This window comes from Streptomyces sp. NPDC085900 (assembly GCF_044540925.1).
Taxonomy (GTDB): domain Bacteria; phylum Actinomycetota; class Actinomycetes; order Streptomycetales; family Streptomycetaceae; genus Streptomyces; species Streptomyces gilvifuscus.
On the sequence record NZ_JBITSP010000010.1, the window covers coordinates 324,197 to 346,769 of the forward strand.

Consider the following 22,573-nt stretch of genomic DNA (forward strand, 5'->3'; position numbering starts at 1 on the left):
TGAGCTAGGTCAGCCCGGCGGCTCGAGCACGCTCGACCGCCGGGCCGATCGCCTTGGCGACCGCTTCCACGTCGGCCTCCGTGGAGGTGTGGCCGAGGGAGAAGCGCAGGGTGCCGCGGGCCAGGTCCGGGGCGACGCCGGTGGCCAGCAGGACGTGGCTGGGCTGGGCGACGCCGGCGGTGCACGCGGAGCCGGTGGAGCACTCGATGCCCTGGGCGTCGAGGAGCAGCAGCAGGGAGTCGCCCTCGCAGCCGGGGAAGGTGAAGTGGGCGTTGGCGGGGAGCCGGTCGACCGGGTCGCCGCCGTAGATGGCGTCCGGCACCGCCGTACGCACCGCCTCGACCAGGCTGTCGCGCAGGGCGCCGATCTCGGTGGCGAACCACTCGCGCTGCTCGGCGGCGAGGCGGCCGGCGACGGCGAAGGAGGCGATCGCCGGGACGTCGAGGGTGCCGGAGCGGACATGGCGCTCCTGGCCGCCGCCGTGCAGGACCGGTACGGGGGTGTACTCGCGGCCCAGGACCAGGGCGCCGATGCCGTACGGGCCGCCGATCTTGTGGCCGGAGACGGTCATCGCGGCGAGGCCGGAGGCGGCGAAGTCGACGGGGACCTGGCCGAAGGCCTGGACGGCGTCGGCGTGCAGCGGGATGCCGAACTCATTCGCCACGTCGGCGAGTTCGCGGACCGGCAGGACCGTGCCGATCTCGTTGTTGGCCCACATCACGGTGGCCAGGGCGACGTCCTCGGGGTTGCGGGCGAGGGCCTCGCGCAGGGTGTCGGGGTGAACTCGGCCGTGGGAGTCGACGGGGAGGTACTCGACGGTGGCGCCCTCGTGTTCACCGAGCCAGTGCACGGCGTCGAGGACCGCGTGGTGCTCGACGGGGCTGGCGAGGACACGGGTGCGGGCCGGGTCCGCGTCGCGGCGTGACCAGTACAGGCCCTTCACCGCGAGGTTGTCGGCCTCGGTGCCGCCGGAGGTGAAGACGACCTCGCTCGGGCGGGCGCCGAGCGCTTCGGCGAGGGTTTCGCGGGATTCCTCGACCGTGCGGCGGGCCTGCCGGCCTGAGGCGTGCAGTGAGGACGCGTTGCCGGTGATGCTCAGCTGGGCGGTCAGTGCCTCCGCCGCCTCCGGGAGCATCGGGGTCGTGGCGGCGTGGTCGAGGTAAGCCATGGTGGGCCCGATTCTACGGGTCCGGTGTCGACGGTCTCGGGCCAAGGCTCCCCGGGAGGTGCCCGCCGCGGCTCACAGGCTCCAGGAGACGGTGTTGGACATCTCCATCGCGACCGCCAGGACCACGAGGTCGGCCACGCCCAGGGTCAGGCCGAGGAAGGCCCGTCCGCGGCGCTTGGTGCCGCGCCACAGGGCCGCGCCGGCGAGAGCGATGGCGATCGGGCCCAGGAAGACGTTCAGGACGAGCAGGCCGACGAGGCCGAGGATGAAGGACGCGACGGCCATGCCGTCGGCGTCGCGGCGGGTCGGGGTGGAGGTGGTGCCGTTGGCAGGGGCGGTGAGTTGCATGGCGGGTCAGCTCCCGGCAGGACGTAGGGGCGGCGGGGTCAGTGGGTGCGGCGGCCGTGGCGCTCGCGGAGCGCGAAGATGCCGAGCCAGGCGGCGATCAGGGCGGCGGCGACCAGGGTGAAGGTGAACGGCGCGTGGGCGACGGTGCCCAGCACGGCGCCGAAGAGCATGAGTGCGGCGACCAGGAACAGCATGGGATCTCCCCCTTCGACGTCCCGAGGGACGCTCTCGTTACGTTTCGGTGAACAGTTGTAGTTACAGTTGTTCACTGACTCTAGAGTCTAGCGTGTTCCCCCGCTTTTCAAATCCAGAGAACAGTTGTTAACTGGATGACATGAGTCACACCCTCGGCATCCGGCAGGCCCAGAAACTGAAGACCCGGCAGGCGCTCCTCGACGCCGCGCTCGGCCTGCTGGAGGGGCAGAGCCTGAGCAGCCTCGGCCTGCGCGAGGTCACCCGCGCCGTCGGCGTCGCACCGACCGCCTTCTACCGGCACTTCCGCTCCATTGCGGATCTGGGCGTGGCCCTGGTCGAGGAGGCCCTGGGCAGCCTTCATCCCATGATCCGCACGACGGTGACCGCGGCGGACAACAGTGACGAACGCATCGCACGCGCCATTGAGTTGATTGCCGGTCATGTTGACGCGTACCCAGCCCATGTCCGTTTTATCGCCCGTGAAAGACATGGCGGAGTTCAGTCGGTGCGGGAGGCGATCCGGGACCAACTGGCCCGGTTCGCCGAGGAGGTGAGCGCCGAGCTCGCCAAGGACCGTGACGCCGAGGGCTGGAGCGACGAGGACCTGCTGATGCTGGCCCACCTGTACGTGGACCAGATGCTGATCACCGCCTCGCTCTTCCTGGAGGCCCTGGACGGCACCGAGGAGGACCGGGAGCGGATCACGCAGGTCGCGACCCGGCAGATGCGGCTGATCAGCATCGGACGGCAGCACTGGTTGGACTGAACGGGCCGGGGCCCCGGACGACACGAAAGGGGGCGGCACCCCGTTCACCGGGGGTGCCGCCCCCTTCGTACGCCCGCTGCGCCGGTCAGCTCTTGGTGGCCGCCGCCGTCGGCTGCCCGGTGGGGGCACCGCTCGGCGCGGCGCCGCCCTGGCCTCCGCCGCCCGGACCGCCACAGCCGCCCATGCCGCCGCCGGGACCGCCCTGACCGCCTCCCTGACCCCCGCCGGGGGCACCGCTGGGTGCGCCGCTGGGCATGCCCGTGGGAGTGCTGGTCGGCTTGGCCGTGCCCGTCGGGGCACCCGAGGGGACACCGCTCGGCCTGCCCGAGGCGTTCCCGGTGGGTGCCGAACATGTCTGCTGCTGACCGGAGTTGCCGCTGTCCGAGGACGACGAGGAGTCGCCCGAGCCGCACGCCACCAGAGCCAGAGGCGCAAGCGCCAGCAACGCCACCGCGGGAACGAGACGCACACGCTTCATGAGAAACAACTCCAAGGAGGATGAGGGAGTCCTGAGGCGGGCACTCAATCAACGGCGCTTAGGGCTTCCTTGAGGGCGGTCTGTCGCCGGCCTGTGATTCAGGTAAAGCGGACGTCAACCAACCGCGCCGGCCTGCGACTTCACGAATCGGTGTCCCCAGCCCGCTGGTACAGGGCCGTGACAGAGGCGGACGCCGCGGCCAGTTCCGCGCGCACCTCGGGCGGCGTGAGGACCTCCACGCTGTCGGCGAACGGCAGCAGCTGCCGCGCCTCGCCCACCACCCCGTACGACAGCCCGACGGTCACCCACTCGCCCTCGCCGTCGGTGTCCGGGAGCCGCGCGAGCTGCGGGGCGTTCAGGCGCAGGAACATGTCGAGACGGTCGCGCCGGACCCGGACGGTGACGTCGAGGCCGCCCGGGCGCTCCTCGACCTGGCGGCGCAACACCTCCCAGACGTCGGCGAGTTCGACGCCGGGCCGGCGCCGCACGGGATCGTCCAGGACTGTCGCCGACCGCACCCGGTCGGCCCGGAACAGCCGCGGCTCGGTCCGCCGGTCGGCGACCAGGTACCAGACGCCGGCCTTCGACACGAGGCCGTACGGGTCCACGGTGTACGTCCGCGGCTCCTGCTCCCCGCTGTGCCGGTAGCGCAGCCTCAGGCGCCGGTCGGCGAACACGGCGTCCTGCAGCACGTCGAGGTCGACGGCCTTCTGCGGGCCGCCCTTCCAACGTGTGGCGTCGACGAGGATGCGGCGGCTGGCCACCTCGGCGGCCGGGCGGTGCGGCGCCGGCAGCGCGGCCATCACCTTGCGCAGCGCGGAACCGAGGGCGGCGTCCAGGCCGAGGGCCGCGTGCGCGCCCTGGGCGGCCAGGACGAACAGGGCGCGGGACTCGTCGGCGGTCAGCCCCGTGACGTCCGTACGGAAGCCGGCGAGCAGCTCGATACCGCCGTGCCGCCCGCGCTCGGCGTAGACGGGGACACCGGAGGCGGACAGGGCCTCGACGTCCCGGTAGATGGTGCGCACCGACACCTCCAGCCGCTCGGCCAGTTCGTGCGCGGGGACACGGCCACGGGTCTGCAGGAGCAGCAGGATCGACAGCAGGCGGTCGGCTTTCACGGCACCAGGATCCAGTCCCGCGAACCCGTCGGCAAATGTTGACGGAAACTGTCAGGTTATCCGTGGACTCTTCGGTTGTCGGCCCACCGGCTTCGGGCCGGCCCACCAGAGAGAGGCAGCACATGAACGCCATCGACCCCCGCCCCCTGTACGCCCGTGCCACCGAGCAGGTGGCCGCGCTGATCCGGACCGTCCGGCCCGAGCAGCTCGACGGTCCCACCCCCTGCGTGGAGTACGACGTCCGCACGCTTCTGTCCCACATGGTCGGCGGCAGCCTGCGCATCGCGGTCGTCGGCGAGGGCGGCGACGGCATGGCCGTGCACCCCTTCGCCGAGGGTGTCGCGGACGAGGACTGGACGACGGCGTACGAGGAGGTCCGCACGCGGGTGATCAAGGCCTGGGAGAGCGATGCCCGCATGGAGGCGCCGGTGCGGGTGCCCTGGGGCGAGGTCCCGGGCCGGGCGGCCCTGTCGGGCTACGTGATGGAGCTGGTGACCCACACCTGGGACCTCTCCGAGTCCCTCGGCCACCCCCTCGGGCTCGACCCGGAACTGGCCGAGTTCGCCCTCGCCACGGCCCGCCGGGTGCTGTCCGAGCCCGAGCGGGACGCGGACACCCCCTTCGCGTCGGCCGTACCGACCCCCGCAGGTGCCGACACCTACGGGGAACTGGCGGCGTGGCTGGGGCGGAAGCCGCTCAGCCGAGCCTGACGCGGGCGAGCTGGCGGGACTGGGCGACCAGGCGGTCGGAGCTGTCCCAGACCTCGGCGTCCTCCTCCAGGAAGCCGCCGGCGAGGTTGCGGGTGGTGATGGAGACGCGCAGTGGGCCGGGGGCCGGACGGGAGCGGACGTGGACCGTCAGTTCGACCGTGGGGACCCAGCCCTTCAGGCCGATCTCGAAGGCGGTGGGCGGGAGCGCGTCCACCGCGAGCAGGAGGGAGAGCGGGTCGGCATCGCGGCCGTCGGCGAGGCCGAACCAGGCCCGCATCTCGCCCCTGCCGGAGGGGGCGCCGAGCGCCCAGCCGAGGGTGGCGGGGTCCAGCTTGATCATCAGGCGGTCGGTGATGGCCGAGCTGCCGGGGACCGGCGAGGGGCCGTCCTGGGGGCCGAAGCACTCCTGCAGCGGCGGGATGGCGGGCGGCGCGGCGGTCGTCCGCACGTCGTCGGGGAGGGCGTCCAGGTCACCGTAGGAGGCCAGCACGCGGATGCGTTCCACCTCGCGGCCCTCCTCGTCGTACTGCAGGAGGGAGGCCTGGCCGGTGGAGAGGGTGCGGCCGGTGCGGACCGTCTCCGTGCGCACGACCGCCGGGCCCGGCTGGGACGCGGTGAGGTAGTGCGCCGAGATGGTGAAGGGGTCCGAGTGCGGCAGCGTGTCCGCGAGGGCGCGGCCCAGGACCGCCAGCAGGTAGCCGCCGTTGACGGCGTTGATGATGGTCCAGCCGGCGGAGAGGTCGATGTCGTAGACGCCGGGGGCGCGCGCGGTGAGCGCGGTGTCGCGGTCGAACTCGCTGTCGCCGATCGTGGCCCGCGTCGGGGCCGCGGCGGAGGCTGCTTCTGGCATGGATGAACCGTACAACAGGAAATTACTAAGCGGTAGCTTTGAGTATGACGACGGTGTGACGCATGCGCCCGACGCCGTCTCCTGGGTGAGATACCGGCAATTTCTTGGTAAGTGTCCGCACTCGTCCTCAACCCGGGCCCGTTCCCGGCCCTCTATGGGGACATGAGCCTCACCGGGACTCCGTTCCTCTACACCCTGATCGTGCTGTTCGCGGTCGCCCTGATACTGCCGCTCGTCCTGTGGTCGCGGGTGCGCGGGCCCCGAGCCCTGCGCGCGGTGGCCCGGATGTTCATGGTGCTGTTCGCCCAGGGCACCGCGGTCGCGCTCGTCTTCGTCCTCGTCAACAACGCCAACAGCCTGTACGACAACTGGGCCGACCTCCTCGGCACCGGCAACCATGTGCAGCAGGCCGCCAACCTCGGCGCCGACGGCACCGGCGGCATAGCGCTGAAACGGTTGCCCAAGGTGCGGCAGAACTTCACCGCGGCCACCGGCCCGGGCATGCGCGGAGTGCGCGAGACCCAGCTCAAGGGCCGCGTCTCCGGCGTCAACGCCGAGGTCTACGTCTGGCTGCCGCCCCAGTACGGCGAGCCGAAGTACGCCCACCACAAGTTCCCCGTCGTCGAGCTGCTGCCCGGCTACCCCGGGTCCGCGAAGGCCTGGTTCGGCTCGCTGCACGCGAGCGCGCAGCTGGCCCCGCTGATGCGAAGCGGCGAGGTCTCGCCGTTCATCCTGGTCGCCCCCCGCACCAACCTGCTGGCCGGCGTCGACACGGGCTGCGCCAACATCCCCGGCACCGTCAACGCCGACAGCTGGCTGAGCATCGACGTACCGAAGATGATCACGGACAACTTCCGGGCGCAGCCCGCCCCCAGGGGCTGGGCGGTCGCCGGGTACTCGGCGGGCGCGCACTGCGCGGTGAAGCTGGCCGTCGCCCACCCGGACCGCTACATGGCCGCCGTCAGCATGTCCGGCTACAACGACCCGATCGGCGAACGCAACTCGCTCGCCGCGCAGAACCTGCGGATCCGGGCGGCGAACAACCCCTATCTGCTGCTGAAGAAGGCGCTCACACCGCCCCGTATCGCGCTGTACATCTCCGGCCAGCCGCGCGACGGCTACGAGGCGGGAGTCGCCCTGGAACAGACCGCGAAGGCCCCCACGACGGTCCACGTGATCTTCATCCCGAGGAGCGCGGGCGGCCACAACATGGCGCTGTGGCGGCCGCAGGTGGTCCCGGCGTTCCGCTGGCTGTCGGTGCAGATGGGCCAGCACCGGGCGCGCGGCACTACTCCTCTCGCACCGTCGAGCGGCGGTTCCACGCGCGCGGCGCTCGCCAGTGGTACTTCATCGCGAGCAGGCGCAGGACGAAGGCGGTGACGACCGCGAGGCCGCTGGTGAACGGGGAGAGGGCGTCGTAGCGGATGCACAGCACGACCATGGTGGCGCCGACGATCGCCGGGACCGCGTAGAGGTCGCGGTCCCAGCGCAGCAGGGACGGCACCTCGTTGGCGAGGACGTCGCGCAGCACACCGCCGCCGACGGCGGTGGCGAGGCCGAGGGTGGCCGACGAGGTGAGGTTCAGTCCGTACTCGTACGCCTTCGTCGTGCCGGCGACGCAGAACAGGCCGAGGCCGGCCGCGTCGAAGACGTTCACCGCGAACTGGATGCGCTCCACCTGCGGGTGCAGGAAGACGACCAGGAGCGCGGCGAGCAGCGGGGTGAGGAAGTAACCGAGATCGGTGAAGGCGGCCGGCGGTACGGCGCCGATGACCAGGTCCCGGAACAGCCCTCCGCCCAGCGCGGTGACCTCGGCGAGGACGGCGATGCCGAAGACGTCGAAGTTCTTGCGGACGGCCAGCAGCGCGCCGGAGATGGCGAACACGAAGATGCCGATGAGATCGAGCGTGTGCTGGACGGAGGGGCTGAACAGTTGCTGAAGCACCCCACATTCTTACGCAGGGGTTTTTACAGGGCGGGCTTGCCCGTCGTGTAGAGCCACTTCTGGAACAGGTCGTCCAGCTTCTGGCCGGAGATCCGTTCGGCGAGGCGGATGAACTCGGCGGTGTTGGCGTTGCCGTAGCGGTGGATGCGCGTCCAGGTGGGCAGCAGCTCGAAGAACGCCTTGTCGCCGATGCGCTCGCGCAGCGCCTGCAGGGTCATCGCGCCGCGCTGGTAGACCGCGGAGGCGAACATGGTGTCGCGCTGCGGGTCGGCGACGGTGATCTGCCAGAACGGGTTGTCGGCGGGGCGGGCGTTGTAGGCGGCCAGGAAGGAGTCGTGGGCGCTGCGGGTGCCCTGGTGCTCGGCCCACAGCCACTGGGCGTAGGTGGCGAAGCCCTCGTTGAGCCAGATGTCCTTCCAGCGCTCCACCGACACCGAGTCGCCGAACCACTGGTGGGCCAGCTCGTGCACGATGGTCGTCTCGTTGCGCACGGCCGAGTACGCGGGCTTGCTCTGCACCTCCAGGGAGAACCCGGCCTCGGGCATGTCGTCGACGATCGCGCCGGTCTCCTCGAAGGGGTAGGGGCCGAAGACCTGCGACCAGTAGTCGGTGGCGGCGGCCGTGACGGCGTACACGTCGACGTTGTTGCTGTTCGCCAGGACCGGGTCGATGGCGACGTAGATCGGTGTGCCGGACGGGGTCCGGCCGGTCCTCACGTCGAACTTGCCGATCGTCGCGGTCGCGAGATAGGTCGCCATGGGCCTGCTCTCGCGCCAGTGCGTGTACGTCGAGTCGCCCTTGTCGTACGTCGAGACCAGCCGGCCGTTGGAGACGCCGGTCAGGCCCTTGGGGGCCTTGATGCGGATGTCGTAGGTGGCCTTGTCGGCGGGGTGGTCGCTGGAGGGGAACCAGGTGGAGGCGGCGTTGGGTTCGCAGGCGACGAAGACACCGTCGGGGGTCTTCATCCAGCCGTAGTCGGAGCCGAAGACGATGGGGCCGTTCAGGGCCTCGGGGACACCGCCGTAGGTGACGGCGACCCGGAAGTCGCGGCCCTTGCGCAGAACTCCCTTGGGCGTGATGCGCAGTTCGTCGCCGTCACGGGTGAAGTCGGCGCGTCTGCCGTTCACTTCGACCCGGGTGACCTGCAGCTTCTGCAGGTCGAGGTCGAAGGACGAGAGATTCCGGGTGGCGCGGGCGGTGAGGGTCGTACGGCCGTCGAGGCGGTCGGTGTCCGGGTTGTACGCCACGTCGAGGGCGTAGTGCCGGGCGTCGAAGCCGCCGTTGCCGAGCAGCGGGAAGTAGGAGTCGCCGATGCCTGGGGCGCCCGGGGTGGGGGCGGAGGACGCGGCGACGACAAGGAAAGAGGCCGCCGCGGTAGCGAGGGCCCCTAAACGTGCCGAACGGGAGAGTTTCATGAGCCGTCCCTTTCGAGCGTGTGCCGATAAGTCGGACACGGACGACTCTTGACTCTCCCGTTCGGTCATGTGCATGACTTTGCCAACTTGTCATGCGTTACTTGTCGGTTGACTCCTGGCTCTCGGCCGCGTCGGCACCGGACTTCGCGGACTCGGCAGACCCGGCGGGCTCCGCCGGCTCGGCGGGCTCCGTGGGCTCGGCCTTGGCGGGCCCGGCCTGCTCGGCCTGCTCCGCGACCTCCGCCGCCACCGCCGCCGACGTCTCCGCCGACTCCGCGAGGACCTCGTCGGCGACCAGTTCGGCCGCCTCCTTGGCCGCGGTCAGCAGGACGGTGTCCTGCGGGGCCTGGTCCGCGAAGTTCTCCGGGTGGTGGCAGGCGACCTGCTGGCCGGGCTTGAGCTCGACGAGCTTCGGCTCGGTGGTCCGGCAGATCTCCGTCGCCTTCCAGCACCGGGTGTGGAAGCGGCAGCCGCTCGGCGGGGAGATCGGCGAGGGCACGTCGCCCTTGAGCAGGATGCGCTCGCTCTTGGCGCTCCGGCGCCGCGGGTCCGGGATCGGCACCGCCGACATCAGGGCCTTGGTGTACGGGTGCATCGGCGCCCGGTACAGCGAGTCCCGGTCCGCCAGCTCGACGATCTTGCCGAGGTACATCACCGCGATCCGGTCCGAGACGTGCCGGACGACCGAGAGGTCGTGCGCGATGATCACGTACGTCAGGCCCAGTTCCTCCTGGAGGTCGTCCATGAGGTTCACGACCTGGGCCTGGATCGACACGTCCAGCGCGGAGACCGGCTCGTCCGCCACGACCAGCTTCGGCTTCAGGGCGAGCGCGCGGGCGATGCCGATGCGCTGGCGCTGACCGCCGGAGAACTCGTGCGGGTAGCGGTTGTAGTGCTCGGGGTTGAGACCGACCACCGACAGCAGCCGCTGCACCTCCTTCTTGACCCCGCCCTCCGGCTCGACGCCCTGGAGCCGGAAAGGGGCCCCGACGATCGTTCCGATGGTGTGGCGCGGGTTCAGCGAGGAGTACGGGTCCTGGAAGATCATCTGCACGTCGCGGCGCATCGGGCGCATACCGCCCACGCCGAGGTGCGTGATGTCCTTGCCCTCGAACTCGATGGTGCCGGCGGTCGGTTCGAGCAGCCGGGTGATCAGCCGGCCCATCGTCGACTTGCCGCAGCCCGACTCGCCCACGACGCCGAGGGTCTCGCCGGAGCGGACCTCGAAGTCGATGCCGTCGACCGCGCGCACGGCGCCGACCTGCCGCTGCAGCAGGCCCTTCTTGATCGGGAAGTGCTTCTGGAGCCCGGTCACCTTCAGCAGCGTCTCGCCCGGCGCGCCCCCGTCCTTGACGGCCGCCGTGCCTTCGCTCTTCGCGGGAGTGGTCACAGCTTTGTCCTCGCTCACAGCTTCGGCGCAATCTCTTCGATCCAGATACGCTCCCGCTGCTCCTGCGTCAGATGGCAGGCAGCCCAGTGCTGGCTGCCGACCTCGGTCAGCTCGGGGCGGACCGTGCGGGTGACGTTGTCCTTGGGGATGTCCGCGTAGGGGCAGCGCGGGTTGAAGGCGCAGCCGGACGGGATGTTGATCAGCGAGGGCGGGGAGCCCTTGACCGGGATCAACCGCTCCTGCTGCTCGCGGTCCAGGCGCGGCATCGAGCCGAGCAGGCCCCAGGTGTAGGGGTGGCGGGGCTCGTAGAACACCTTCTCCGCCGGACCCCGCTCCACGCAGCGGCCGCCGTACATCACCAGGATGTCGTCGGCGAGCTCGGCGACGACGCCCAGGTCGTGGGTGATGATGATGACCGCCGAGCCGAACTCCTTCTGCAGGTCCCGGATCAGGTCCAGGATCTGCGCCTGGACGGTCACGTCCAGGGCGGTCGTCGGCTCGTCCGCGATGAGCAGCTCGGGGTTGTTCACCAGCGACATCGCGATCATCGCACGCTGGCGCATACCGCCGGAGAACTCGTGCGGGTAGTTGTCCACCCGCTTGTCCGGCTGCGGGATGCCCACCCGGTCGAGCATCTCGACCGCGCGCCTCTTCGCGGTCTTCTTGTCGACGTTGTGGTGGATCCGGTACGCCTCCACGATCTGCTGGCCGATCGTGTAGTACGGGTGCAGGGCCGACAGCGGATCCTGGAAGATCATCGCCATCTCGCGGCCGCGCAGCTTGCGCACCTCGTCCGGGTCGGCGGACAGCAGCTCGGTGCCGTCCAGCCAGATCTCGCCGGAGATCTGCGCCTTGCGCTTGCCGTACTGGCCGGCGGTGTGCAGGCCCATGATGCCGAGCGAGGTCACCGACTTGCCGGAGCCGGACTCGCCCACGATGCCGAGGGTCTTGCCCTTCTCCAGCGTGAAGGAGAGCCCGTCGACGGACTTCACCAGGCCGTCGTCGGTCGGGAAGTGCACCTTCAGGTCGCGCACTTCCAGGAAGGACGTCGGGGCGGGCGAGGTGCTCGTGGGCTCGCCCACGGCAGCTCCGCTCTTGCTCAGTTCCGTCATGCGAGCCTCACTCGGGGGTCGATCACGGCGTACAGGACGTCCACCACGAGGTTGGCGATCAGCACCGCGAGAGAAGTGATCAGGGTGACGCCCAGGATGATGGGCAGGTCCTGGGTCTTGATGGCGTTGAGCACGGCCTGGCCGAGGCCGGGCAGGCTGAACGTCGTCTCGGTCAGGATCGCGCCGCCGATGAGGGCGCCGAGGTCCATGCCGAGCATGGTCAGGATGGGCGTCATCGTCGAGCGCATGGCGTGCTTGCTGATGACGACCTGCTCCTTGAGGCCCTTCGCGCGCGCCGTGCGGATGTAGTCCTCGCCGAGGACCTCCAGCATGGTCGCGCGGGTGATCCGGGCGTACATCGCCGCGTACAGGAACGCGAGGGTGACCCACGGCAGGATCATGCCGCCCAGCCAGCCGGTGAAGCTGTCGGTGATGGGCACGTACTTGCCGTCGATCCAGCCGAGGCCGTAGCTGAAGATCGCCAGCGACAGCAGACCGGTGAAGTAGATCGGGAGGGACACACCGCCGAGCGCGATGACCATCGCGCCGCGGTCCCACAGGCTGCCCCGCTTGAGCGCGGAGAGCACACCGGCCGCGACACCGAAGACCAGCCACAGCACGGCGGCACCGAGCGCCAGACCCAGGGTCACCGGGAAGCGGTCGGTGAGCACGGGCCAGACGTCCTGCTCGGTACGGAAGGAGTAGCCGAAGCAGGGGGCGGCGCAGTGCGTGACGTCGCCGCCGGCCGAGTAGGTGCGGCCGACGAAGATGCCCTTGAAGAAGTGCCAGACCTGAACGAAGATCGGGTCGCTCAGTCCCAGCTTCTCGCGCACCGCTGCCACCGACGCCGGGTCGGCCTGCTTGCCCACGAAACTTGAGGCGATGTCCACGCCCGCCCACTTGGGGACGAGGAAGAAGATGCAGAAGACCACCAGGATGATGACCACCAGCATCACTGCGGCGGCGAAGAGCCGCCTGATGAGGTAAGCGAGCACAGCTAACGGCCCGCCGCAGGACCGCGGGCCGCCGGAGGTCTTCCGGTGGCCCACGGTCCCGCCGCGCCGGCCTTCACCTGCCTTTCGTGCCGTTCGGCGGGTGTGCCGGGTTTACTTCGTGGACTTCAGACCGATGTTGACGAAGTCGTAGTAGCCGCTGAAGGCGTTCGACGTGTAGACGTTGCCGATCCGCGAGGAGCGGAAGTTCAGCAGGCGCTCGAAGGTGAAGGGCAGGTAGTACGCGCCCTCGCTCACCTTGTGGTTGATGTCCGTGGCGATCTGGGTCTTCTTCGCCTCGTCCTGCGTACCGATGTACTGGTCGAACAGGCCGTCGATCGTCTTGTCCTTGATCATGGCGAAGTTGTTGTTGCCGCTCTGCAGGATGTAGTGGCTGCTCCACAGCGGGATGCCGTAACCCTGGACGGTCGGGAAGTCGGGACCCCAACCCATGATGATGATGCCGAGCTTCTTCTTCGCCACGTTCGCCGGGGCGCCGATGATGCCGGAGCTCTGCGAACCGTCGTACTGGTAGATGTCGGCGTTGATGCCGACCTTCTTCAGCGACGCCTGCAGGGACGTGGCCGTGGCCACCTCCTGCGCCTTGTTGTTGCGGACGGCGATGGTGGTGCTGAAGCCGTTCGGCTTGCCGCAGGCCTTCAGCTCCTTCTTGGCCAGGTCGGCGTTGCCGTTCTTGTTGGCACCGGAGATGCCGTACGGGTCGTACTTCTGACCCTCGGAGCCGGCGACCGACGGCGGGAGCATGTTGGTGCCGATGTCACCACCGGCGACCGGGCCACCGCGCGCGGTCTGGATCGACACGTGGTCGGCGGCGTAGATCACGGCCTTGCGGCAGTGGATGTTGTCGAACGGCTTGACCGTCTGCGGGAAGACCGCGTAGCGGATGAAGCCGGAGACCGGGTTGTCCAGGTTGCCCTTGTGCTGCTTCAGGGCGATCTGGCGCGCCTGCGGGCCGAGGCCCGTCTGGCTGGCGTCGATGTCGTAGTCGCCGTTGATCAGACGCTGGTCGGAGTCGTTCTGGTTGGACGAGATGTCCAGCGTGATCTTGTCCGGGTACGCCTTGCGGACGGGGTCCGAGGACGCCTTCCAGTTGGTGTTGCGGACCAGGACCAGACCCTTGCCCGGGCTGTACGACTGGAACTTGTACGGGCCGGAGGAGAAGGGGTGCAGCGTGTACTTGGCCTTGGTGTCCTTGTCCTGGCGGATCGGGGACGCCGTGACCATGGCGAGGACCTCGGGGAAGTCCGAGTTCGCCTTGGGCAGGTGGAAGACGATCGTCTTGGCGTCGGGCGTGGAGATCGCCTTCAGACCGAGCTTGTCCTTCGAGGTGTCCTTGTAGGGACCCTTGTAGGTGTTGTTCGGGTCGAGCATCTGCTGGAGGTAGATCGGACCGCCGGACAGCACGTCCTGCGCCCAGACGCGCTCGATGCCGTACTTGATGTCCTGCGAGGTGATGGCCTTGCCGTCCTCCCACGTGACGCCGTCACGCAGGTGGAAGGTGTAGGTCTTGCCGTCGGAGGAGACCTGACCCATGTCGGTGGCGAGGTCCGGGGTGAGCTTCGCACCCTCGGCGCCCGGCTGGGTCTTGTAGGTGAGCAGCTGACGGCTGTAGTAGCGCGCGAAGTCCCACATGAAGCCGTAGTAGCCGCGCGTGGTGTCCCAGAAGTCGGCGTCCTGGGTGCTGACGAACTTCAGGGTGCCGCCCTTCTTGACCTGCGAGGCCTGGGCGACCTTGTTGTTCGCGGCGTCGAAGCCGGCTGCGCCGGACGACGAGCCCCCCTTGTCGTTGCCGCCGCCGCACGCTGCCAAGGTCAGCAGCCCGGCGACCGCGGCAGCAGCGGCCAACGCCTGCTTGCGCCGCCCTGAGGTGCGTTGGGTAGTCACGATCTCGGATCCTCCGGATTTGATGAGAGACCCCGTGCTGGTGCCACGGGACGCTTGCGGTGGGGCGGTCAGCGGGAACCCTTCGGGTCCAGCGCGTCCCGCACGCCGTCACCGAAGAGGTTGAAGGCCAGAACGGTGATGAAGATCGCTACGCCCGGGACGATCATGTACATCGGGTCCGAGTCGTAGTAGTCGATCGCGGTCGACAGCATCTGTCCCCACGAGGACGTGGGCGGCTTGACGCCCACACCCAGGAAGCTGAGTGCCGCCTCGGTGAGGATGTTGGTCGGGATCATCATCGTCGTGTAGACGATGATCGGTGCGACGAGGTTGGGCAGCAGTTCCTTGAACAGGATGTAGAACCGCCCGGCTCCCAGGGACCGTGCCGCCTCGACGTACTCCCGCTCACGCATCGAGAGCGTCTGGCCGCGCACCACTCGCCCGATGTAGGGCCAGCCGAAGAAGCCGATGACCAGGATCATCACGAACACACGGACGCTGGAGCCGGTCAGCCCCAGCATCTCGTTGGGCATGACGGAGACCAGCGCGATGATGAACAGCAGCTGCGGGAAGGCCAGCAGGCCGTCCATGACACGGCTGATGACCGAGTCGACCCAGCCGCCGAAGAAGCCGGCCAGGATGCCCAGGATCGTGCCGAGTACGACGGCGACGATCGCGGACAGGAAGCCGACGAGGAGCGAGATCCGGGCGCCGTAGAGGACCCGGGCGAAGATGTCGCGGCCGTTGACCGGCTCGACACCGAGCCAGTGCTCCCCGCTGATGCCGCCGAGGGACCCCTTGGGCGTGCTGAACAGGGGGTCGATCAGGCTCTCGTGGTAGGCGTCGGGGTCCTGACCGTACGCGTGGGCGATCAGGGGGGCGAAGAGCGCGACCAGGATGAGGAGGAGCACGACGACGCCGCCCGACAGGGCGAGCTTGTCCCGCTTCAGGCGCTCCCAGGCGATCCGGCCCAGGGAACGACCCTGTACGGCCTTGGCGCCGGCTGTGGCAACCGCTGCTTCCTCGGCCGCGCTCGGGGCCGCTTCCGCAGTCGGCTCGTGCAATGGTGCCGTCATCTGGCAGGGACCCCTCTTCGATTCAACCGGCGGTGGCCGGCCCGCACTTGCCGCTGTGGCGGCGTGATCAGCCGTCGTACACGGGGACGAAGTCCCCTGGAGCGGGAGTCTTCAACGCTTTGGCGATCTGTTGCCAGACTTGGCGGTGAATGGATGCGTAAACGTGATGCGGGCTGGTGGGTTCCGTTATCCGGACAGTGGGTAACGGGGGCCGGACGGGAATTTTTTCGGACATTTGGTTTACAAGTGGATCAGTCGGCTGTATCTACGCGCGAAGAACGTCTTCTCCGGTCTGAACCAAAGCCGCGCGTCTCAGTCCGTGTCGCTCCAAGCGGACACTCAGTACCCGCCCCGCACCGGGGGGTAGCCGTAGCCCGCCGCGGGCGCCTGGGCGGGGGCGGCCGCGGGGGCGTGGGCCTCGCGGTCGTAGAAGGGGCGGGCACTGGCGCGCATCCACAGCGCGACCGGGTCGTAGTCGTCGGACATCGCCACGGTCGACACCGGCAGCCCGTCGGGTACGGCGCCGACGGACTGCTGCATCATCGCGCGGACGGAGTCGACGGCGCCGGGGCTGGTGTCGTACACGTCCAGGCCGATGGCGAGGTACGGCGCGCCGAGCGCCGGCTGCACCCACGCGCGGCGCAGAGAGCGTACGGCGGGGGTGCGGTGGGCGTTCTGCGCGAGGAGGGCGTAGAACTGCGGGATCTCGATGGCGGGCTCCGACAGCCGGAGCGGCCCGGCCGGCTGGCGCTCCAGGCCGGTGGCGACCCGGCGCAGGTCCAGCCACGGGATGCCGACGCCGCCGCCGGGGGCGTGCGGGTTGAGCCAGAGGCCGAAGTGGTCGGGGTAGAGGGTGCGGGCCACGTCGAGGCCGTCCACCACCTCGTACGACCTGTTCCAGCCGCTGGCGCTCAGTTCCTGGGCCGAGGTGACGCAGGGGGCGTAGCCGTAGCCGTCGACCTCCATGTTCCCGTACTGGGCGTCCGGCGAGCCGGCCTGGCCGTGCCACAGGAGCATCCAGATCTGACCCGAGCCGGGGGTCGCGAGGGCGCGGAGGAGTGCCTCGTAGGCGTCGTAGCGCCCGGGCGTCACCTGGCGCAGCATGTGCTCGACGCTGCCGCTGAGGCTCGCGCTCACCTGTCGTACCGCCCCTTCGAGAAGTTGCCCCGCATTGAGTGACAGCTTAAGCGCCCGGTGGCTCCGGACCCGTGGTGCGTAGGGCGTCGCCGCCGCGCGGTCTAGAGGTGGTCCCTCGTGTAGAAAGGCCGCACCTGGTCCCTCATCCACACCGCGACCGGGTCGTCGGTGACGTCCAGGAGGACCAGGTTCACCGGCCACTGGGTGGGGATCCGGGTCACCGCTCTCTCCAGGGCCTGCAGCGGGAGGGCCCTGAGGTCGCCCTCCCACTGGGAGAGTTCCACGCCGACGAACATCACCGGGTCGGCCGTCTCCACGGCAGCGAGGCAGCGGCGGGCCGTGACGACCACGCCCGTCTCCGCGAACTCCGCCGAGGCCGCGGCCAGGAAGTCGATCGGGTCGTCCTGCCAGTCCGGTTCGTAGAGCTTGACCCGGCCGCCGGCGGCGGGGCCGTCGAGGGGCGTGCGGCCCACGCGGCACAGCTCGGCGACCGCGGCGGGCGGCAGGGGGATGCCGACCACGCCGTCGGGGTTGACGATCAGGCCCACCTGCGGGGGCAGGCCGCGGGCGAAGTCGACGGCCGGGGCGATCGTGTACGCCATGTGGCTGCCGACGACCTGCCGGAACTGTTCCTCGGAGCTGAAGACCGGGACGAAGGCCTGGCCCTCCAGCTCCACCGTGGGCAGGTCGACGGGGCCGGTCTCCGCGCCGCCGTTGGGCAGCGGGATCCACAGGTAGCTGCGGCCCAGCACCTCGATGATCCGGCCGCCGGCGGAGGGCACGCCGAGGGAGGCCGACAACACCTCCTCCAGCTCGTTGCCGGGCCAACCGCCGTGCGGATGGGGGTGCGCCTGCGTGGGAAAGTCCGCGGGGAGATCCGCTGGGAAGTCCATCTGTCTACGACCGCCTGCTGAGAACCACTGCTGAGGCTGGCAAGGCTAGCGGGTACGACCGACACGGGGCCCTGCTCGAGCACGGGGCGACTTCTGCCCGGTGGCGCGGGCGTGCCACGACGCACGCGACGGGGCGAGCCTCGCGGCAGGGTGCGAGCGGGTGCGAGCGTCTGGGCCGCGGCCGTCGCTGAGCCGACAGCGGCCCCCTCTGCACACGGGCCGACTCGCGCTCGACGGCACGCCGCTACGCGCAGCCGGGCGAGCCTTGCGGCGGGACCACCGGTGGGGCGGGGGCGGGGTGCGAGCCGGGCACGAGCGCCGGGGCCGAGGCCGACGCTGAGGCGACAGCCGCCCCCTGCGAGCACGGGCCGACTCACGCCCGGTGGCGCGGGCCTCGCGGCGGGGCTGTCGGTGGAGCGGGGGCGGGGTGCGAAACGGGCACGAGCCCCTGGGCGAGGCCGTCGCCGAGCCGGCAGCAGCCCCTCTCCGCGCACGCGCCGATTCACGCGCAGTGGTGCGGGCGGACCACGACGCGCCCGGCGAGGCGGTTCTCGTGGCGGGCCGCCAGTGGGGGGGGCCGGTTGCGAGACGGGCGCGGGTGCCTGGACCGAGGCCGTCGCTGAGCCGACAGCGGGCCCTCCCCGCGCACGGGCCGACTCGCGCTCGGGGGCGCGCCGCGACGCGCAGGCGGGTGAGTCTGGCGGCGGGGGCCGCCGGTGGGGGGCGGGCCCCGAGACGGGCCCGAGCCCCTCGGCCGAGGCCGTCCCCGAGCCGACAGCGGCCCCGGCCGCGCACGCGCCTACTCACGCCCAGCGGCGCGGGCGCGGCGGGGCCGCCGGTGGGGCGGGGGCGGGGTGCGAGCCGGGCACGAGCGCCGGGGCCGAGGCCGTCACTGAGCCCCTCCGCGCACGCGCCGACTCCCGCTCGGGGGCGCGCCGCGACGCGCGCGGCGGGGCCGCCGGTGGGGGGCGGGTTGCGAGCCGCGCGCGAGCCCCCAGGCCGAGGCCCCCCGAGCCCGCAGCGACGCCGCCGGTCAGGCGGTGAACGTGATTCTCGTGAGGGTGTCCGCTGCGGGGCGGTCCAGGAGGAGGGCTGTGGTGACGCCCGTGGGGAGGTCGCCGCGTTCGACGGAGCGGATCAGGCGGGCGGCCGCGGTGCGGTGGCGCAGGAAGGCGTAGCGGGAGACGCCCCGGCCGCGCTCGCGCTGGCCCTCCAGCGCAGTGCGCGGGGTGACGTCCAGGAGGAGCAGGTGCAGGGCACCGCCCCGGCGGCGGGCCTCGCGGGCCAGCCAGTCGCGGACCCAGGCCTGGGTGCCGCAGTCGTGCACGACGACGCCCTTCCCCTGCCGCAGGGCGCGGCGCAGGCCGGCGAAGTGGGCGAGGCGGACCAGCGGGCGGTAGACCGCGTACGGCAGCAGGCGCGGGGCGCGGGCCTCCCAGCGGTCCCGGGTGTCCTGGGAGTCGACGCGTACGCCCCGCACCGCGCGGCTCATCAGCGTGGACTTGCCGCTGCCGGGCAGGCCGGTGACGACGACGACGTCACGGGGGCCGAAGAGCAGGGCGTGCGGACTGCGGCCCGAGCGGTCACGGAGGTCTCGGACGACCCGCGCCGGTCCCTCGCCGCACCGCTCGCGGGCCGGGGCCGCGGGCTGCTCGGGCAGCGTGACCGCCGAGGTCGTGGCGTACACCGTGGTCCTGTTCACCGTGATCGTCCTTCCTGCGGGGCCAGGAAAGCTTCTCCCCACTGTTTGTAAAGGGAAGGTAATGCAGGATCTCTCGCGGTTCGGTTCTTTTCCCGCCACAGGCCTGTTACAGATGCGGCCTGCCACGGGCCGGGCGGGGCGTGCAATGATGTGCGCGCCAACTGCATACCGGCCGTTTGAATCCGCGCGGGAGAGTCCCCAGTACGTCTGCGTCGCTGGGGCGCCGAAGGAGCAAGTCCCTCCCTTGAATCTCTCAGGCCCCGTTACCGCGCGGGCGAGGCACATCTGAAAAGCGGGCCGCCGTCCTCGGCGGTCCCACCCACGGTGCAAGCCATGCCGTCCGCGGTCATGGCGAACCTCTCAGGTTCCGATGACAGATGGGGAGGAACGACCTCGCCCGTCATGACCTCGTCCGTCATGTTCAACGCCCTGGGAGACGACCGTCCGATGAGCAGTACCGAAATCCGCCGTACCGCGCTCGATGCCCTGCATCGCTCGCTGGGCGCGACGATGACCGACTTCGCCGGCTGGGACATGCCCCTGCGCTACGGCTCCGAGCGCGACGAGCACCTCGCCGTGCGGACGAAGGCGGGCCTCTTCGACCTCTCCCACATGGGCGAGATCACCGTGACCGGCCCGCAGGCGGCCGCCCTGCTGAACCACGCCCTGGTGGGCAACATCGCCTCGGTCGGCGTGGGCCGCGCCCGCTACACCATGATCTGCCGGGCCGACGGCGGCATCCTGGACGACCTGATCGTCTACCGGCTCGCGGAGACCGAGTACATGGTCGTCGCCAACGCCTCCAACGCCCAGGTGGTCCTGGACGCCCTCACCGAGCGGGCCGCGGGCTTCGACGCCGAGGTGCGCGACGACCGGGACGCCTACGCGCTGCTCGCCGTGCAGGGCCCCGAGTCCCCCGGCATCCTCGCCTCCCTCACCGACGCCGACCTCGACGGCCTGAAGTACTACGCCGGCCTGCCGGGCACGGTCGCCGGCGTCCCGGCGCTCATCGCGCGCACCGGCTACACCGGCGAGGACGGCTTCGAGCTCTTCGTACGGCCGGAACACGCCGTCGAGCTGTGGCAGGCGCTGACCAAGGCCGGCGAGGGCGCCGGGCTCGTCCCCTGCGGACTGTCCTGCCGGGACACGCTGCGCCTGGAGGCGGGTATGCCGCTGTACGGGCACGAGCTGAGCACCGCGCTGACGCCCTTCGACGCCGGCCTGGGCCGGGTGGTGAAGTTCGACAAGGAGGGCGACTTCGTGGGGCGCGAGGCCCTGGAGGCGGCCGCCGCACGCTCGCAGGAGAACCCGCCGCGGGTCCTGGTCGGCCTGGTCGCCGAGGGCCGCCGCGTGCCGCGCGCCGGGTACCCGGTCGTCGCCGGCGGCGAGGTGATCGGCGAGGTCACCTCCGGCGCCCCCTCCCCCACGCTGGGCAAGCCGATCGCCATGGCGTACGTCGACGCGGCGCACGCGGCGCCGGGCACGCCCGGGGTCGGCGTGGACATCCGGGGCAGCCACGAGCCGTACGGGGTCGTGGCACTGCCCTTCTACAAGCGGCAGAAGTAGACACTGGAGCGGGCGGCTTCCCGCACGGACGTGACGCCGAGCACATCCGCCCTGCTCACTCGCGTTTCCAGCAGTCCCCCATTCACCAGCACTCCCGCGCGTACAGGAGAATTCAGGCCATGAGCAACCCCCAGCAGCTGCGCTACAGCAAGGAGCACGAGTGGCTGTCGGCCGCCGAGGACGGCGTCTCGACGGTCGGCATCACCGAGTTCGCGGCCAACGCCCTCGGCGACGTCGTCTACGCCCAGCTTCCCGAGGTGGGCTCCGCCGTGACCGCGGGCGAGACCTGCGGCGAGCTGGAGTCGACCAAGTCGGTCAGCGACCTGTACTCCCCCGTCACCGGTGAGGTCACCGAGATCAACGAGGACGTGGTGAACGACCCGTCCCTGGTCAACTCGGCCCCCTTCGAGGGCGGCTGGCTGTTCAAGGTGCGGGTCACCGAGGAGCCGTCCGACCTGCTCTCCGCCGACGAGTACACCGCCCAGAACGCCGGCTGAGGAGCCGTAGACGCATGTCTGTCCTGAACACGTCCCTGCACGAGCTCGACCCGGAGATCGCGGCCGCGGTCGACGCCGAACTCGGGCGCCAGCAGTCCACCCTCGAGATGATCGCGTCGGAGAACTTCGCTCCGCTGGCGGTCATGGAGGCCCAGGGCTCGGTGCTGACCAACAAGTACGCCGAGGGCTACCCCGGCCGGCGCTACTACGGCGGCTGCGAGCACGTCGACGTCGCCGAGCAGATCGCCATCGACCGGGTGAAGGAGCTGTTCGGCGCCGCGTACGCCAACGTCCAGCCGCACTCCGGCGCCTCCGCCAACCAGGCGGCCCTGTTCGCGCTGGCCAAGCCCGGCGACACCATCCTGGGTCTGGACCTCGCCCACGGCGGGCACCTCACCCACGGGATGCGGCTGAACTTCTCCGGCAAGCAGTTCGACGTGGTCGCGTACCACGTCGACGACGCCGGCCTGGTGGACATGGCCGAGGTGGAGCGGCTCGCCAAGGAGCACCGCCCGAAGGTGATCATCGCGGGCTGGTCGGCGTACCCGCGGCAGCTGGACTTCGCCGAGTTCCGCCGGATCGCCGACGAGGTCGAGGCGTACCTGTGGGTCGACATGGCCCACTTCGCGGGCCTGGTCGCGGCGGGGCTGCACCCCAACCCGGTGCCCTACGCGGACGTCGTCACCTCCACCACGCACAAGACGCTCGGCGGCCCGCGCGGCGGCATCATCCTCGCGCGCAGCACCGACTTCGCGAAGAAGCTGAACTCCTCGGTCTTCCCCGGTTTCCAGGGCGGTCCGCTGGAGCACGTGATCGCGGCGAAGGCGGTGTCCTTCAAGGTCGCCGCGGGCGAGGAGTTCAAGGAGCGCCAGCGGCGTACGGTGGAGGGTGCGCGCATCCTCGCCGAGCGGCTGACGGCCGCCGACGCCCGCGAGGCCGGGGTGAACGTCCTGTCCGGCGGGACGGACGTGCACCTGCTCCTGGTCGACCTGCGCGAGTCCGAGCTGGACGGGCAGCAGGCCGAGGACCGGCTGCACGAGATCGGCATCACGGTCAACCGCAACGCGGTTCCGAACGACCCGCGCCCGCCGATGGTCACGTCGGGGCTGCGGATCGGTACGCCGGCGCTGGCGACCCGCGGCTTCACGGCGGAGGACTTCGCCGAGGTCGCCGACGTGATCGCCGAGGCGCTGAAGCCGTCGTACGACGCGGCCGGACTGAAGGCCCGGGTCGAGGCCCTGGCCGACAAGCACCCGCTGTACGCCGGCCTGAACAAGTAAGTCCCCGGTGGGGCACCCGTGAGCGGGTGC

The 22,573-nt window shown here is 70.6% G+C and carries 21 protein-coding genes and 1 riboswitch; of the genes, 6 read left to right on the forward strand and 15 right to left on the reverse strand.

Going from position 1 to position 22,573, the window contains the following annotated elements; translation table 11 throughout:
• Positions 1–4: 4 nt before the first annotated feature.
• The 3 genes from ACIGDI_RS31550 to ACIGDI_RS31560 form a co-directional block, all read right to left on the reverse strand.
• Positions 5–1,168, reverse strand: a complete 1,164-nt coding sequence (locus ACIGDI_RS31550; protein WP_399903721.1) for a cysteine desulfurase family protein — start codon at positions 1,166–1,168, stop codon at positions 5–7.
• A gap of 72 nt (positions 1,169–1,240) precedes the next feature.
• Positions 1,241–1,516 (reverse strand): DUF4190 domain-containing protein, encoded by a 276-nt coding sequence (locus ACIGDI_RS31555; protein WP_200703864.1) that lies wholly within the window; start codon positions 1,514–1,516, stop codon positions 1,241–1,243.
• Between the two features lie 38 nt (positions 1,517–1,554).
• Positions 1,555–1,710 carry a hypothetical protein gene (locus ACIGDI_RS31560; protein WP_174267089.1) on the reverse strand — a complete coding sequence of 52 codons (156 nt, stop codon included), beginning with the start codon at positions 1,708–1,710 and terminating at the stop codon, positions 1,555–1,557.
• A 140-nt stretch (positions 1,711–1,850) separates the two neighbouring features.
• Between ACIGDI_RS31560 and ACIGDI_RS31565 the strand changes: the two genes are divergently transcribed.
• Positions 1,851–2,477 (forward strand): TetR family transcriptional regulator, encoded by a 627-nt coding sequence (locus tag ACIGDI_RS31565; RefSeq protein ID WP_399903724.1) that lies wholly within the window; start codon positions 1,851–1,853, stop codon positions 2,475–2,477.
• A 618-nt stretch (positions 2,478–3,095) separates the two neighbouring features.
• On the opposite strand, the gene ACIGDI_RS31570 is transcribed toward ACIGDI_RS31565, so the two are convergent.
• Positions 3,096–4,073: a helix-turn-helix transcriptional regulator gene (locus ACIGDI_RS31570; protein ID WP_399903727.1), complete on the reverse strand. Its 978-nt coding sequence runs from the start codon at positions 4,071–4,073 to the stop codon at positions 3,096–3,098.
• Between the two features lie 122 nt (positions 4,074–4,195).
• Between ACIGDI_RS31570 and ACIGDI_RS31575 the strand changes: the two genes are divergently transcribed.
• Positions 4,196–4,783 carry a TIGR03086 family metal-binding protein gene (locus ACIGDI_RS31575; RefSeq protein WP_399903730.1) on the forward strand — a complete coding sequence of 196 codons (588 nt, stop codon included), beginning with the start codon at positions 4,196–4,198 and terminating at the stop codon, positions 4,781–4,783.
• Here ACIGDI_RS31575 and ACIGDI_RS31580 read toward each other — a convergent pair.
• Positions 4,770–5,633: a thioesterase family protein gene (locus tag ACIGDI_RS31580; RefSeq protein ID WP_399903733.1), complete on the reverse strand. Its 864-nt coding sequence runs from the start codon at positions 5,631–5,633 to the stop codon at positions 4,770–4,772. The genes ACIGDI_RS31575 and ACIGDI_RS31580 overlap by 14 nt on opposite strands.
• A gap of 162 nt (positions 5,634–5,795) precedes the next feature.
• On the opposite strand from ACIGDI_RS31580, the gene ACIGDI_RS31585 reads away from it, so the two are divergent.
• Entirely contained in the window at positions 5,796–7,013 is a 1,218-nt protein-coding gene (locus ACIGDI_RS31585; RefSeq protein WP_399903736.1) for an alpha/beta hydrolase, read from the forward strand.
• Here ACIGDI_RS31585 and ACIGDI_RS31590 read toward each other — a convergent pair.
• The 10 genes from ACIGDI_RS31590 to ACIGDI_RS31635 all read right to left on the reverse strand — a co-directional run bounded on the left by ACIGDI_RS31590 (position 6,922) and on the right by ACIGDI_RS31635 (position 19,200).
• Positions 6,922–7,578, reverse strand: a complete 657-nt coding sequence (locus tag ACIGDI_RS31590) for a trimeric intracellular cation channel family protein (RefSeq protein ID WP_200703858.1) — start codon at positions 7,576–7,578, stop codon at positions 6,922–6,924. The two genes, ACIGDI_RS31585 and ACIGDI_RS31590, sit on opposite strands and share 92 nt — an antisense overlap.
• 23 nt (positions 7,579–7,601) lie before the next feature.
• Positions 7,602–8,993 (reverse strand): M1 family metallopeptidase, encoded by a 1,392-nt coding sequence (locus ACIGDI_RS31595; protein ID WP_399903740.1) that lies wholly within the window; start codon positions 8,991–8,993, stop codon positions 7,602–7,604.
• A 97-nt stretch (positions 8,994–9,090) separates the two neighbouring features.
• Positions 9,091–10,383 (reverse strand): ABC transporter ATP-binding protein, encoded by a 1,293-nt coding sequence (locus tag ACIGDI_RS31600; RefSeq protein ID WP_399903743.1) that lies wholly within the window; start codon positions 10,381–10,383, stop codon positions 9,091–9,093.
• Positions 10,384–10,397: 14 nt separating this feature from the next.
• Positions 10,398–11,495, reverse strand: a complete 1,098-nt coding sequence (locus ACIGDI_RS31605) for an ABC transporter ATP-binding protein (protein WP_399903746.1) — start codon at positions 11,493–11,495, stop codon at positions 10,398–10,400.
• On the reverse strand, positions 11,492–12,490 hold the full coding sequence (locus ACIGDI_RS31610) for an ABC transporter permease (protein ID WP_399903749.1): 999 nt from the start codon (positions 12,488–12,490) through the stop codon (positions 11,492–11,494). The genes ACIGDI_RS31605 and ACIGDI_RS31610 overlap by 4 nt, the downstream gene beginning before the upstream one ends.
• A gap of 111 nt (positions 12,491–12,601) precedes the next feature.
• A complete protein-coding gene (locus tag ACIGDI_RS31615; RefSeq protein WP_200703853.1) occupies positions 12,602–14,392 on the reverse strand; it encodes an ABC transporter substrate-binding protein in 1,791 nt (596 codons plus the stop codon).
• Between the two features lie 68 nt (positions 14,393–14,460).
• On the reverse strand, positions 14,461–15,468 hold the full coding sequence (locus tag ACIGDI_RS31620; RefSeq protein WP_390626722.1) for an ABC transporter permease: 1,008 nt from the start codon (positions 15,466–15,468) through the stop codon (positions 14,461–14,463).
• A 339-nt stretch (positions 15,469–15,807) separates the two neighbouring features.
• Complete coding sequence (locus tag ACIGDI_RS31625; protein ID WP_399903854.1) at positions 15,808–16,572, reverse strand: enhanced serine sensitivity protein SseB C-terminal domain-containing protein; 765 nt, start codon at positions 16,570–16,572, stop codon at positions 15,808–15,810.
• A 134-nt stretch (positions 16,573–16,706) separates the two neighbouring features.
• Complete coding sequence (locus tag ACIGDI_RS31630; protein WP_399903752.1) at positions 16,707–17,498, reverse strand: enhanced serine sensitivity protein SseB; 792 nt, start codon at positions 17,496–17,498, stop codon at positions 16,707–16,709.
• A 1,033-nt stretch (positions 17,499–18,531) separates the two neighbouring features.
• On the reverse strand, positions 18,532–19,200 hold the full coding sequence (locus tag ACIGDI_RS31635; RefSeq protein ID WP_399903755.1) for an AAA family ATPase: 669 nt from the start codon (positions 19,198–19,200) through the stop codon (positions 18,532–18,534).
• 177 nt (positions 19,201–19,377) lie between these two features.
• Positions 19,378–19,479: riboswitch (glycine riboswitch) on the forward strand.
• A 168-nt stretch (positions 19,480–19,647) separates the two neighbouring features.
• On the opposite strand from ACIGDI_RS31635, the gene gcvT reads away from it, so the two are divergent.
• The 3 genes from gcvT (at position 19,648) to glyA (ending at position 22,543) form a co-directional block, all read left to right on the forward strand.
• Positions 19,648–20,766: a glycine cleavage system aminomethyltransferase GcvT gene (gene gcvT, locus ACIGDI_RS31640; protein WP_399903758.1), complete on the forward strand. Its 1,119-nt coding sequence runs from the start codon at positions 19,648–19,650 to the stop codon at positions 20,764–20,766.
• A gap of 119 nt (positions 20,767–20,885) precedes the next feature.
• A complete protein-coding gene (gcvH, locus tag ACIGDI_RS31645; protein ID WP_108015535.1) occupies positions 20,886–21,263 on the forward strand; it encodes a glycine cleavage system protein GcvH in 378 nt (125 codons plus the stop codon).
• Between the two features lie 14 nt (positions 21,264–21,277).
• Positions 21,278–22,543 (forward strand): serine hydroxymethyltransferase, encoded by a 1,266-nt coding sequence (gene glyA / locus ACIGDI_RS31650; RefSeq protein WP_399903761.1) that lies wholly within the window; start codon positions 21,278–21,280, stop codon positions 22,541–22,543.
• Positions 22,544–22,573 lie beyond the last annotated feature (30 nt).

Bases quoted from the DNA above. Each gene is read 5' to 3' on its own strand.
- ACIGDI_RS31550 (WP_399903721.1), bottom strand. From the start codon at position 1,168: ATGGCTTACCTCGACCACGCCGCCACGACCCCGATGCTCCCGGAGGCG.
- ACIGDI_RS31555 (WP_200703864.1), bottom strand. From the start codon at position 1,516: ATGCAACTCACCGCCCCTGCCAACGGCACCACCTCCACCCCGACCCGC.
- ACIGDI_RS31560 (WP_174267089.1), bottom strand. From the start codon at position 1,710: ATGCTGTTCCTGGTCGCCGCACTCATGCTCTTCGGCGCCGTGCTGGGC.
- ACIGDI_RS31565 (WP_399903724.1), top strand. From the start codon at position 1,851: ATGAGTCACACCCTCGGCATCCGGCAGGCCCAGAAACTGAAGACCCGG.
- ACIGDI_RS31575 (WP_399903730.1), top strand. From the start codon at position 4,196: ATGAACGCCATCGACCCCCGCCCCCTGTACGCCCGTGCCACCGAGCAG.
- ACIGDI_RS31580 (WP_399903733.1), bottom strand. From the start codon at position 5,633: ATGCCAGAAGCAGCCTCCGCCGCGGCCCCGACGCGGGCCACGATCGGC.
- ACIGDI_RS31585 (WP_399903736.1), top strand. From the start codon at position 5,796: ATGAGCCTCACCGGGACTCCGTTCCTCTACACCCTGATCGTGCTGTTC.
- ACIGDI_RS31595 (WP_399903740.1), bottom strand. From the start codon at position 8,993: ATGAAACTCTCCCGTTCGGCACGTTTAGGGGCCCTCGCTACCGCGGCG.
- ACIGDI_RS31605 (WP_399903746.1), bottom strand. From the start codon at position 11,495: ATGACGGAACTGAGCAAGAGCGGAGCTGCCGTGGGCGAGCCCACGAGC.
- ACIGDI_RS31620 (WP_390626722.1), bottom strand. From the start codon at position 15,468: ATGACGGCACCATTGCACGAGCCGACTGCGGAAGCGGCCCCGAGCGCG.
- ACIGDI_RS31625 (WP_399903854.1), bottom strand. From the start codon at position 16,572: ATGCTGCGCCAGGTGACGCCCGGGCGCTACGACGCCTACGAGGCACTC.
- ACIGDI_RS31630 (WP_399903752.1), bottom strand. From the start codon at position 17,498: ATGGACTTCCCAGCGGATCTCCCCGCGGACTTTCCCACGCAGGCGCAC.
- gcvT (WP_399903758.1), top strand. From the start codon at position 19,648: ATGAGCAGTACCGAAATCCGCCGTACCGCGCTCGATGCCCTGCATCGC.
- gcvH (WP_108015535.1), top strand. From the start codon at position 20,886: ATGAGCAACCCCCAGCAGCTGCGCTACAGCAAGGAGCACGAGTGGCTG.
- glyA (WP_399903761.1), top strand. From the start codon at position 21,278: ATGTCTGTCCTGAACACGTCCCTGCACGAGCTCGACCCGGAGATCGCG.